Annotated in this window: 9 protein-coding genes and 2 pseudogenes; 7 read left to right on the top strand and 4 right to left on the bottom strand. The window is 66.9% G+C overall.

Annotated features, from left to right (window positions below):
* Positions 1–494: 494 nt before the first annotated feature.
* Entirely contained in the window at positions 495–2177 is a 1683-nt protein-coding gene (locus tag ABT254_RS43120) for a Shedu anti-phage system protein SduA domain-containing protein (protein WP_351483170.1), read from the top strand.
* Between the two features lie 576 nt (positions 2178–2753).
* On the opposite strand, the gene ABT254_RS43115 is transcribed toward ABT254_RS43120, so the two are convergent.
* Entirely contained in the window at positions 2754–4751 is a 1998-nt protein-coding gene (locus ABT254_RS43115) for an AAA family ATPase (RefSeq protein ID WP_351483168.1), read from the bottom strand.
* A 1178-nt stretch (positions 4752–5929) separates the two neighbouring features.
* Between ABT254_RS43115 and ABT254_RS43110 the strand changes: the two are divergent.
* The 3 genes and pseudogenes from ABT254_RS43110 to ABT254_RS43100 form a co-directional block, all read left to right on the top strand.
* Positions 5930–6049 (top strand): annotated as a pseudogene (locus tag ABT254_RS43110) (radical SAM protein); the annotation flags it as partial.
* Between the two features lie 2 nt (positions 6050–6051).
* Entirely contained in the window at positions 6052–6192 is a 141-nt protein-coding gene (locus ABT254_RS43105) for a hypothetical protein (protein WP_351483166.1), read from the top strand.
* Between the two features lie 63 nt (positions 6193–6255).
* Positions 6256–7059, top strand: a complete 804-nt coding sequence (locus ABT254_RS43100) for a protein kinase family protein (protein WP_351483164.1) — start codon at positions 6256–6258, stop codon at positions 7057–7059.
* A gap of 494 nt (positions 7060–7553) precedes the next feature.
* On the opposite strand, the gene ABT254_RS43095 is transcribed toward ABT254_RS43100, so the two are convergent.
* Positions 7554–8060 (bottom strand): NUDIX domain-containing protein, encoded by a 507-nt coding sequence (locus ABT254_RS43095; RefSeq protein WP_502972145.1) that lies wholly within the window; start codon positions 8058–8060, stop codon positions 7554–7556.
* Positions 8061–8404: 344 nt separating this feature from the next.
* Between ABT254_RS43095 and ABT254_RS43090 the strand changes: the two genes are divergently transcribed.
* The 3 genes and pseudogenes from ABT254_RS43090 to ABT254_RS43080 form a co-directional block, all read left to right on the top strand.
* The gene (locus tag ABT254_RS43090; RefSeq protein WP_351483215.1) at positions 8405–10378 is read left to right on the top strand and encodes an RNA polymerase sigma factor; all 1974 of its coding nucleotides are present in this window, start codon (positions 8405–8407) and stop codon (positions 10376–10378) included.
* A gap of 171 nt (positions 10379–10549) precedes the next feature.
* Complete coding sequence (locus ABT254_RS43085; RefSeq protein WP_351483162.1) at positions 10550–10711, top strand: hypothetical protein; 162 nt, start codon at positions 10550–10552, stop codon at positions 10709–10711.
* A gap of 214 nt (positions 10712–10925) precedes the next feature.
* Positions 10926–11042: pseudogene (locus tag ABT254_RS43080) on the top strand (SAM-dependent methyltransferase); the annotation flags it as partial.
* A 271-nt stretch (positions 11043–11313) separates the two neighbouring features.
* Here ABT254_RS43080 and ABT254_RS43075 read toward each other — a convergent pair.
* Both ABT254_RS43075 and ABT254_RS43070 read right to left on the bottom strand, forming a co-directional pair.
* A complete protein-coding gene (locus ABT254_RS43075) occupies positions 11314–11730 on the bottom strand; it encodes a hypothetical protein (protein ID WP_351483161.1) in 417 nt (138 codons plus the stop codon).
* Positions 11720–12329 (bottom strand): RNA polymerase sigma factor (locus ABT254_RS43070; RefSeq protein WP_351483159.1); only part of this gene is annotated, 610 nt, incomplete at its 5' end. The genes ABT254_RS43075 and ABT254_RS43070, both read right to left, overlap by 11 nt.

Below are 12329 nucleotides of genomic sequence, written 5' to 3'. Positions count from 1 at the left end.
CGCCTTGCCCGCACGCGTGGGGGTCTGTCGGGCTGGTGGATGCGGTAGCGACGGATCCACGGGTCTTGCCACACCGCTGGGGGGCCATGGTTGCGCTCATACGCCATTGCGCAGGGTCTGGCAGACCCTCAGCGGGGAAGACGGCATCGCCGGTCGTCCCTACGCGGCCTGGGCGGAACACCGCCACGCGCGGGGGCCAGACCAGTGGATCCGCTGTCGCAATGAGGGTTGCCCGACGGATCGTCCCGTCTCGACGGGCGTAGCCCCGTGGCCTGTGTCTCATGCTGGCCCTCCCTTTGGACGGGGGAAGTTGGGGCTCGGTATCCATGTCCGCCGTGGCTCCTGAACGTCAACTGCCTGCATGGACCTTCGGAGTTGGCGGGCGCCGGATGTGCGGCTGACAGCTGCTCCAGGAAGACGACAGGTCGCATGTCACTGCCAACGGCCATGATGGGCGCGCGGGAATACGCAGACGTGTCGGCTGGGAGGGATTCGTGCAGGGATGGCTCGCGGTTGCAGACCGCGCCGTGTCGAGATCGAGTATCGAACGCAACGGGGAGCTGAAACCGCACCGTGCCATCACTGTCGAAGCTGTCACAGCCGGGGATCCTGTCGCCCTGTGGAGACCGGGCCGCCTCGGCGGTCTGGTGGCTGTCGGCACCGTGCGCGGCATGGAAGACACTCCTGCCTCGGTACTGGAGCCTTCTGCGAAGGCCGTCGTCTTCGACTTCAGCTCGATCTCTTTGAGTTCGCCCGTACCGTTGAAGGCACTTCGCGCTGCAGGCCTCACCGCGTTCACGCAGAGCGTCCGGGACACCGATCGGTCTTATTACCGGGGGGATTTCGGACTTGCACGCTTGGATCTGTCTCAGGAGCAGTGGGCTGAACTTCCGCGCCTTCAAAGGGCCGTAGCGGATGAACCCATGGGCAGCATCCCCTGGATCGTTCCGCCAGGAACCGTCGTGCGGCGTGGCAAGCTGCATGACGTGTACGGCGGAAGTCGGTCCGGCAACGGCGGGTCCAGCGGGACCACCCCGAACACGTTCCTCTTCGTTCGGACGGTGCCGTCGCCAGATTTGCAGCCGGCTCCGTCCTGGCACGGCCGTGTCCTATCGGTACCGGGCTGTCTGCAGGACGGCGACTACATCAGCCGGGAAAACCAGATGCTGCTCCATCACCTGCGGCGCGGACTGCCCCTGCGGGTTTTCGAGCAGCAGAGGCAGCTGTGCCGGTACGTCGGCGAATTCACCGTGGATCAAGAAGTACCGGTCGCGTCGTGGATCCGCACCGGCGTGCACAAACCGGTGGGCCGCTCGACTGGTTCGACGTGGGAGGTTCAGTTCCCGCTCCTTCGCCTGCGCCAACTGACCGGCGGCCCTTGCTTCGGCACCGCTGCCCCGCCGTTCGAGCAGGCTCCTCACATGGGCCTGGAGCTGTTGCTGTCGGGCACTCGCCGGTCACCGCGTGCGCTGGGCGGTAACCGTAAGGCGCCAGGGGAGGGCACGGACGCGGAAGAGGGGCGCCGCAGCCTCAAGCGCCTGCTCGGAATCGTCCGGCAAGCGCCGCAGGCCCTGGACGCACTCGGCTGCCTCGATGACGCCCAGGCTCTTGCTGCGTTGCTTCAGCACGCTCAGCGCAGGGCGGGGCTGGAAGAGCTCCGGCGGGTAGCTGAGGATCCTAACGCCCTGGAGCGGGCTCTCCAACGGGCTCTGCAGGGGCAGTTCTGGATCTTCGGTGGGCAGTTCGCGGGGGAAGCCGCACGGCGCAGGCTAGTGCCCGGCGACGAGGTCGACATCCCTTTGATCCGCGGCGACGGCACGCTGCAGATCGTGGAGATCAAACGCTCGATGGCTCTGCCCGGATCACTGGTCAAGCGGCACCGCAATGGCTGGGTGCCCAGCGCCCAGGTCCATGACGCAGTGAGCCAGGCCATCAACTATCTGGTGCACCTGGACGAACACCGCCTTCGCATCCGGGAGCAGTTCGGCCTCGAGACGCGGCGTGCCCGCGCCCTCGTTCTCATCGGCCATCCCGCAGCGCAGCCCGGGATTCCGGAAGGCACGATCAACGAGGTGCTGCGCGCTGCCAACAGTCATCTGGGCCGCATCGAGGTGCTGACGTACAAGGAGCTCCTGGACAACGCCGAACGCTCACTCGGAGACACTTTCACCGACTGAAGACATCCTGCCGCGGTAGGACAGTGAGAGAGTGTGGCGCTTCGGCAAGCAGGGTCTGGACCATCGGCACCGACAGGTGGTCATGGAAGATCCAGTTTTTCTCGCTGGGCAGATCGTAGAAAGCGTCCAGGGATCGCCGAGCTCACGCATCTACCGCTGGATGGTTTTGAGCTGTGCTCGCATGGGCCAGGCAAACAGGCGCATGGCCGCCAGTTGCCGTTCCATCTCCAGGAACGACGGAAGGTCACGGGCCGATTCGTAGGACATGCGCGGATCGTACGCAGAGGCACTGACATCGTCCCCCGTGTTTTTCGGTGACCGAGCTCGTGCACGCCTACAGAGACCCCACCCAGTCGCGGGCTCTACCGCGGTGAGATGTGAAGGGTCTTGCACCCAAGCACAAGCGCCACGTGAGTGCCGGTAATACGGTCCGCAGCCCTCGAGCTCGGCCCGCGTGCGGAGATCGGACTTGGCGTCATCTGCGCTGCGAAGACGCGGAGTTGATGAAAGCCGGGCAAAAGGATGCGGTCTATGGCAGTCCACGGGTACCGCACCCGTGGGTGGAGAGGGTTGATGTCAGGTGGTGGACAGCCGGTCCTGGATCAGGGCGTAGAGGTCGGCGATGTCCTTCGGCATGGGGTACTGGCCGGCGAACGCGGCCCCGACCCGGGGCTTGCTCCGTCCCCTGCGGACCCGGCTCAGGAGCTGCGGATCCAGCTGCTCTAGGTAGGCCTCGAACTCCCCGGCCTGCGACCCGTCGTTCCCGAAGACGCGGGCGACGCTGAAGACCCCCTGCTCCTGCCAGAAGGCCTTCCAGTCATCGAAGACGGGTTCTGTGCTGTCGGGTTCCAGGGCGGAGACAAGTCCTTGCGCCGTCAACTGCTGGTGCAGGTCACTGCCGGAGTGCAGGGCGGGACCATCCGCGATGACGGCCCACGGGACGTTGAAAGCCTGCAGGAATTCGATGTAGCGGCCGAACGCCTTGTCTCCGCCTACATCGATCAACGCGATGTTGGCGCTACTGGGCGGACGGCTGCTGTTTTCCCACCAGGTGCCCAAGGCGCTGACCTCGGTGGAGCCCTCGCACAGTACGGCCCCCGCGCAGAACAGCAGAGCGCGCGCGTCACGCGGACCGAGGACCTGCAGCCAGCGTGCCTCGTCCGCCGGCTCCAGCCGGCCGATCCGGTGAGCTTTGCTGCCTGCGGGAGTAGGGGCAAGGCGTACGATCCGGGCCAGGTCGCCGGGTGCCGTGACCGGCACAAGGTCAGCGCTGTGCGTGATGACCAGGCACTGGGTGTCGCTGTCAGCGGCTTGAGCAATGCGGCGCTGCAGTGTCGGCTCGATGTGGACGCCAGGTTCGTCCAGCACGATGACGCGTCCGGGGTCACCGACGAGGACGGTGCTCAGGAACAGCGCCTCCTGCCGACCTGCGCCGGAGAAGGCGACCGGGTATTCGTAGTCGCCTTCAGGCACGGTGACGTCGATGAGCAGATTTCCCGAGTCCTCGGGGTCGGGCACCGCCTGGACCTCGAACCGGGTGCCGACCAGCTCTGTGAAGCGCTCTTGAATGCGCTGGTAGCGCTGCCTCAGGAGCAGCGGGCCGTTCTTGAGCCGGTACAGTTCGGCGGGGATCCGGCTGCCGTCCTCGAGGTCGGCCTGTCGGCCAAGGCTCTGAAGGCTGAAGGAGCGTTCCAGCGGCAGGCGCCGGTTGTCCGTCAGCACGATCCCGCGCTGGAGTACGGCGTCCAGGACATGAACGAAATCGATCTGCCGGCGATGGGCCTCTTCCGTGTCCCAGCCCAGCAGCATGTAAAGATCTCGGACACTGTCCAGGAGGGGCCGGTCGTCGCCTTTCACGCCCGTACGGAGGCTGACTGGCTGCCCGGTCTGTGCAAGGAGCGTCATGAAGTCGAGCTTCGGGCCCGGCGGACGGGTGTCGATCTGGTCATCAGGGAACACGTGCATCCACGCCTCGGCAAGAGAGATCACCGGCCCGGAGACGGCTCCGGTGGCGCGCATCACCGGTCCCCCGTTCCGCAGGTCCATGATCCAGACTTGCTCATCCGATGCGGAAAGGTCTCCGGTGGCTGAGTGATGCCAGCTGGCCCGCCAACGGGGTTGCGCTCCTTCGTCGTAGCTGACGACGAGGAAGCCGCGAAGCAGCAGGCGCACACTTTCCGGGTCCAGCCGCCGGCGGGCATCCCGGTCCCGGCGCTCCGGGGAGACGCCCAACGCGCCCGTCGGGGCCGAGGGATCAGCGGCGCTGGAGGCATACGCGGCACGGACGAACATGGCGACGAGTTCCTGCTCCCACGCCTGGTCCATCTCGATGCCCACGATCAGCCGGAAGTGCCGGGCACCGTGCCGGGGAGCGCGCGCATACACATCAAGCCGGTTTCGGCGCTCCGAGCCGGCGTGGGAGGCCACGACCAGGCGGGCCACATCGATGATCCGGCCCAGGTTTGACTTGCCGACAGCGTTGGGTCCAGTCACCACCGTGGTACCCGCGTCCAACGCCAGGTCGATCCTGGAAAATGACATAAACCCCTGCGCTTCAATGCGCGAAATCTTCACGGCCCGCCTCCCCTTGAGAGCGGGATCATGCCAGAGCAGCCGCAAGCCACTCAACGGCCGGTCGACTGCTGCTGAAGAGTGAGGAAGCGGCACCGCAGGGCGCGTGCGGGCGGGGCAAGTGACCGGCCGCGAACAACTACAGGACCCTGCACGACTACCGGCAGCACGGCGGCCTCCAGCACGCCGTCCAGGCCGCCACAGATGAAGTCCTCGTCGCAGGAGACCCGGTCGTCTTCGTCCTTTCAAAGGCGACGACATCGACGTCCTCATGAGCAGGCCGGTCTCCCAGACGGCACTGGCCCGCCCGCCTTGTGTGCCGCCCGGCGCCTGGGCAGGCCGACAACGACGCACGGCAGGAGGCGCATTCGGCGCGGACGGTGGGGTACGGGTTTCCGCAGGCCAGACACCGCGTCCGTCCCAAAGCCCCCTAACAGCTGGGCAGTTCAGGCCGAACCATCCAATGCACCACCGTCAGGCGACATCCAGCACCGGCACAGCCAACACATGTAAAGTAAGCAAAAGAAATCCCACTGATCTTCAAGACCACAGGTCCTAAGGGCCTTCCCCACACGCGTGGGGGTCTGTCCGAGAACCTCCTGGGCCAGCCGGTTCGCGCCCAGCCTTCCCCACACGCGTGGGGGTCTGTCCGTCACACCGGCAGGCCAGCCGGTGAACGGCTGGTATTCCCCACAAGCGTGGGGGTCCGTCACGCTGATCGAGGCGTTGAAGAGCACTCCTGGCATCTTTCCCCACACACGTGGGGGTCTGTCCCGGATCGCCTCCCCAGATGCGTGGGGTCGTTCAGCGCCGATCCGAATTCGCCGCCAGAATCCGTGACCTTCCTCATGCGCGTTGGGGTCCCTCCGCGGTGACACCTCCCCGTCGTCCATCCGCACCACTTCCCCTCATGCGCATACCAAAAGGGCGGGTGTTGCGACCCCGCACTCGCGCCACGGCGAGCCTCGAGCATCGCCCACAGCTCTCACCCGGCAAGATCAAACGACAGAGCTGCAGGCCAGAGGGCCATCCCCTTTGGCCTTCTCATTTCAGTGCGCTGGAGATTCTCACTCGATGTCACCAAGACTTCTCACTCGATGTCACTACTTCTGCGCTCTGACCAGCAAAGGTGCGTGACATCCAGATGAGAACTACTGGTGACATCGAGATGAGAAGTCACAACCCAAGGATGCAGCGGCTGCACGCTGTCCGGCACGTGCCGGGTGTGCAGACCGATGGCGAAGGTCTTCCAGGAGGCGAAGGCACCGCTCGAAAACTACTGCCAACACAAAACGAGGTAGAGATGACTGCTGTCATGGTCGAGCTCACGCGCAAGCCGGAGCCCGTCATCGAGGACCCGGATGCGATCGTCCTGGTCGAGGACGTCGAAGCGCTGACCGCGCACACCCTGCCGGGCTGCGGCGACGACAACCCCTACAACTGACCCGCTGCCAGGGCCGTGCGCGGCGCGCGGCCCTGGCTCCCGCTCCGTCCCCTTGGAGGCTCAATGCCCACCCCGCGTCTGACCGAGCTCCCGGACGCAGTGCTGCGGCTGATCGAGAAGTCCAGTGGTCCCGTTGTCGACGTCGGGGCCGTGAACGCCGGCCGCAACAGTGCCATCGCCGCCCGCGTGCGGACAACGGATCGCACCCTGTTCGTCAAGGGCCTGCCCCTCGACCACCCGTGGATCTGGACACAGAAACGGGAAGCGGACATCGGCCCGCACCTGAGGGGCATCGCGCCAAAGCTCCACTGGCACGTGGAAGACAACGGGTGGAGCCTTCTCGGCTTCGAGTACCTCGAGGCAGGGCACGCCGACTTCACGCCCGGCTCCCCCGACCTCCCGACGGTCATAGCCACCATGGCGAGACTGGCCGAGGTACCCGCACCGGACGTCGAACTGAAGAGCATGCCGCACCGGCTCAGGGCGTACGTCGACGATCCCGCCGACCTGTCATGGTTTTCCGGGAACAGCCTGCTGCACACCGAGTGGAACCCGCACAACGTCCTCATGACCGACCACGGAGCCCTCCTCGTCGACTGGGGGTGGGCCTCACTCGGCGCAGCCTGGATCGATCCCGCGCTGTGGCTGCTGTGGCTCATCGCCCACGGCCACACCCCCGGCCAAGCCGAGAGCGAAGCCGCCGCCCACCCGGCCTGGGAACTCGCCCCGCCCGCCGGCCTCGACACGCTCGCCCGCCTCCAACACCGGCTGTGGGACTCGATCGCGGACCAGAGCACAGACGACTGGGCCAAGCCGATGCAGCGCGCCGCGCAAGCCTGGGCCGAACACCGGACCGCCAACCCCTGACCACCAAGACTCCCGCCCCTGACGTCCACACCCGCGGACCCATGCCCCGGCAAGACAGCCGCGCGGCCGGCCGGGGGCGGGCCCCCTTCACCGTCCTGACAGCACCCGGTGGCGACCGCCTGACGAGGGGGTCGATGACGGTTTCGCCGCGGTGTACGCGTTCGAGGGCGGCGCGGAGGTTTTCGATGTCGGTGACGTGGTCTTTGAGGAGGTAGCCCAAGCCCTGGGCACGGTCGCCGAACAGGCCATGGCCTGGGGGTTTCGTTGTGGGCGGACAGGACGAGGACGCCGGCGCCGGGATGGGCCTGCTTGATGTACCGGGGCGGAATCCTTGATCACCTGGGCCGCGATCACGCTGATGACCAGGCGGATCACCCGCCGGTCCTCCCGCAGAAGCGGACAGCCGGCCTCCCGCGAGGCCAAGCGGGACTGATCGTTCTCAAGTTCACGGTCGGCATCTCCAGCCGGACCGGCCCGAAGAATGAGCACCGTTTCTACGAAGGCGCCGGGTCAGCACGATAGGCGAAATACCGGTCGAAAATCTCCTGGCTATCGGGAGTGAATGTCCACTGCTGCAAAGCCTGCTGCAACTCGGGCTCTGCCAGCCACCCATGCCAGGCCACCTCTCCTGGATCGGGGGCTCCGATCTCCGGAAGCACGGCATCGCACACCCCGAGCCAGTGAGGGCTGAGCCCGCCCCGGTTGAGAAACTTGAACCGAAAGCACACCGACGTCAGCGTTCCCAGCTCCTCACTAAGCTCGCGTGCAGCGGCTTCCTTATAGGACTCGCCGACTCCTGCAGCGCCTCCGACCCCAAGTTCGAAGTGCCCTGGGAAACGGGACAGATGCTCGGCACGCCGATGGACGAGAAAGCGGCCTTGCCTATCACGGCACACCACTACGGCAACTCGGTGCAACCAGCCCTCCCGAACGGCCTCCCACCGACCGACTACCCCCAGCACACGGTCCTGAGCGTCAACGCGTTCCACGAGTTCATCCACGACGCACACGATCACAGACCCCACTGACACCCGCCTGGAGCCGCGGGCCGTCGCGCAGTCAGCGGCCCCCGGGACCTATCTCCCCATGCTCCGCGGGGGGGCTCGATGAGAGCGGCATGCGCCCTCACATGCTTCCACACTACGTAATGCCGCAAGTACGGACAGTGTCGACCGCTCGCGGGGCGGGCCGCCATGATGAGCCCCCGGGGGGGAGCGGCAGGGCGTCCGCAGACCGGCAAAAAGTCGGGTGTCCAGATCTTGCTCGCCGACGCGACTTCATGGTGAGGGGCCTGTCCAGGGGCCGGCCCGCACGATACCGCCAGCAGGCGGGGAGGCGAGCAGTGATGGCGCTCAATGATGCCGAACGCGACCTTGTCGAGCAGTTCCTGAGGGGAGATCAAGAGGTTCAGACCCGCATCATCAACCAGTTCCGCAGCGGAAATCGAAAAGGCTGCGGCGACAACGGCAACCCACAGGACTACGGCCAGGCCGAGCGTGTCCTTCTCGCCTGCATGCGCCAAGGCGACTGGAGGGCCGGGCACGAGCTGCTGGAGCAGTTCCAACACCGGCTGCTGTCTGTGGCATGGCAGCGGCTGGGACGATGGCAGGCCGCCGAGGACCTCGTCCAGGAGGCCTTCTACGAACTGGCGACGAACGGCAAGGAGATCACCAGCGTGCGGGGCTGGCTGTGGACCTACGTCAGCACGCGCGCCGTCGATGCCTACCGCAGGATGAAAAACGAGGTCTGGGCGGCCGATCCGAACGAGCTGGTCCCTGTATCGGCGGGCGCAGTCGTCGAGAAAGTCGACGACGAGCTGGCTGCCAGGCGCACCTGGGAGGACCTCCAGCGCATCCTGACACCCGCCGAGCAGACGCTCATCAAAGACCTGGCCGAAGGAGCACGCGCGAAGGACCAGGCGGCCTTACTGGGCATTTCACAGGACGCGTACGAAAAGCAACGGCAGCGAGCGTGCCAGCATGCGCGGACCGTGCTGCGAGTGCTGCGGATGTGGCCGCAGGAACGCAGGTGCACGAGGCTGAACCAGATCTTCACCCAAGCCACGCAGAAGGCAGTAACACAGGAACAATGGCTCACACCGGACGTCGTGGCGAAAGCCGCCTCACACCTGAAGGGTTGCAAGCCTTGTGAAAAGGCGGAGCAACGACTTGCACCTTCAAAGCTCCCGTACGAGGGGCTGGTGATCTTCACACCCTCACCGGAACTGCACGAGCGGATGCGCGAGGTGTGCGACGCGCTGCGCCTGGAAACCGAGCCAGACAACACGAGGACCCAAAAGACGCAGCAGCACCCCGACTTCGAAGCCCGGGGCACCCATCGCACCATCCGTCGCAGGGCCGCCCGACTCGGCACTCAGGCCTCTCATCACCACGCGTCACCGACAAGGCCCCGGCCTCCACGATCACGACGGCCGAAGCACCGAGCGGCCAAAATCATCGGTTCGGGGGTTCTTGCCGCGCTCCTCGCGATCACCATCAACGACAAGAGCGGAGCCAACATCGACTGGCCGGACTTGGGAGTCCTCCCAGGAGTGAAGGCCGCCGTCGGCCCCCGCCACCATGCGGATGGCGGAAGCAGCAACGGGGACAGCGGCGGGGGCACGGACGGCGGCACCAACAGGGGCGACACCGGCGGGAGCACCAACGGGAGCGGCGGGGGCAAAAGTACCAACGGCGGCGCCACCGACGGAGGCACCCACGAGGGCAGCACCGGCGGAGGCGAAGGCGGAGGCTCCACCAGCGGAAGCACCCGCGGGAGCGACGGTGGAGGCTCCACCAGCCGAAGCACCGGCGGGAGCGACACGGGCGGGGACGGAAGCACCGGCGGGGACTCCACCAGCGGGGGCGGAAGCACCGGCGGGGGCGGCACGGGCGGGAACACCACCGGCGGAGTCGTCAGCCCGCCACAGGACACCACCGGTCCCAGCGTTTCCCTCTCCAGCATCAGCGCCAGCGCGGTCGGCCAAGAGGTGGTGGGCACCGGTGGCGCGCTGATGCAAACCTGCGGCCCAGACGGGACACCCACCACCTACAGCGTGTGGGTAGCCGCGTCCGACCCCTCCGGCATCTACCGCCTGACGCTGTACATCCAGCACCCCACCGACGGGACGTACGAATCCAGCGCCGGCGTCCCCGACGGCGACACCTTCCGGTTCGACATCCCGGCCTACCGGACGGGCCCCAAACCTCAGGACACGGTGCAGCTGCAGCTGTCCGCCCGGGCGAAGGACCTGCACGGCAACCGCACCGACGCCGACCTCGGAACCCTGCCGCTGTACGAATGCGGTGAACCTGGCTGACCCTCACAGCGTCCGCCGTACCAGCGCGCCCACACCCCCTAATGGGCGGCACCCACCCGATGCACGCCTCCGCAGTCATCCACCCACATCCACCCCCTGGAGCAGCACATGAATTCCGTCCCCTCCTCTACACCCCCCAGCCCGCCCGACGCCTCACCACCCGACCCGTTCATGACCCAGCACACCGCCCTCATTCTCCTGACAGCCCTCGTCGTCGGCCTGCTCGTCGGGGGCCTCACCTACCTCAGCCACACCCCCGCCGCCAGCGCCCTCCTCGCAGGTCTGCTCAGCGCCGGAAGCAGCGTGCCCGTCCTGCGCACCCTCATCGGCTGACACCACCCCGCACGACGTAAGCCCCCAACTCAAGCGGCCACCACCTGCCGTGCGCCCTGTCACCCACTCCGGCAGGAGCACGGCAGACAGCCGCAACGCGGGCGGCTCTGACCGGCCGAAGGTCCCCGACAGCACGCCCCGGCTACCGTCTCCCCGTCCTCACGATCCCCCGGAGGGCGGGGCTCCGCATCCCGACACCACCAAGGACCGCGCTGTGCCCGTACCGCACGACATCGCCGCCGAGACCGAACTGTGGGACGCAGACGCCGAATCCGCGTTCAAAGGCGACGCCGAACCGTCGTTCTGCTGGACCCAGTACGCCCGCCAGGGCCTCGACGTGCCGGTTCGCCTCAGGGCGCTCCAGACGGTGACACCGGAGGCGAAGATAGTGCTGATGGTCCGGATGAGAACGACATCGACTCCGGCTTCGGGACGGGTCTGGGGTTACGCGCGATCGTTTTCCGGCCGCCCTCGAGCGCAGGAGACACTCCTGGCGGCAGTGCGGCAGCGGGGTCGGCAGTGCGTGAGAGCCGGCGTGCTGCCCACCGATGTGACGGGTTGGCGGGCCTGTGCCGAAGCGTCCTTGCCGTGCGGGGTCGGCCTTATTCGAGGGGGCTGGGGGCCATGGCGTCGTGTTCGGTGTCGGCGGTGCGTTTGTGCCGGGCCACACAGTGGTCACCGACCGCGGTGACGGCGAAGACGGTGACCGCTGCAGCGACGGTGATGACGACGAAGTTGACGACGCCGGTCATCAGGCGGGTGGCGCCGCCGGCGACCGCTACGCCGGCACCGGCCAGCGTGCTGGCGGCGAGGTGGGTGAACAGGCGGCGGCCGGGCGCGAGGTGGGCGGGGCGTGGCCGTGCGGTGGGCGGGTGTGGCTGGGGCTGTTGGGCGACCTTGTCCATGATGTGGTCGAAGCGGCGGTCCAGGTCGTCTTCGTCGGCCGCCACGGCGCGCGTCAGGGCGAGGTAGGGCCGGTACAGCCCGCAGATAAGATCATTGTCGGTCCTAGTTTCCACCGCAGTATCCCCTCATACTTGCGAAGAATGACTTGAGCGGTTGAAGGTCGATGTCCGCCTCGGCCAGTTTCGCGAGTGCCTCTTTCTTCTGAACCCTTCTCGTTGACGCGGCCCCTCCGAGCATTCCGGCCAGGCCTTCCATCGTCAGCAGATGCAGCAGGGCTGCTTCGATCGCCCGGCGTTCGGCGTGGCTGAGCGCGTCCAGGGCGCGCAAGCCCGCGCGGACCGGGGCGTGTTCGGGGGTGAGATAGGGGTCGAAGACTTTTTCCAGTGAGTAGTCGGCCGCCTTGCCGACGGTGCCTGCCTGCGTGCGTGTGTCGACGATTGCTTTCGCGATCGTGCGGACTTCGGCGTAGGTGAAGTACCGGTCGGGCTGGGCGAAGATGTGTGCGAATGCCTCGTCGGCGATCTCTATCGGGTCCACGACCAGGGGGGCGCATTCAAGCAGCAGGTAGACCCGCAGGGGGCCGACCTGTTTCTTGTACTGGTCTTTCAACTCGTCACGGCGGGCTTGGGCAGGCGTGCTTGGGCCGGTGCGGACGAGCTTGGGACGGATCGGCAAGGATCCCTCCTCTTTGGGGACAGGCCCGCCCCGGGCA

Origin of the sequence: Streptomyces sp. NPDC001137 (genome assembly GCF_040298885.1) — a bacterium.
GTDB lineage: Bacteria > Actinomycetota > Actinomycetes > Streptomycetales > Streptomycetaceae > Streptomyces.
Note: the sequence above shows the minus strand (reverse complement) of the source record. Positions and strands in the feature narration are given on the sequence as shown.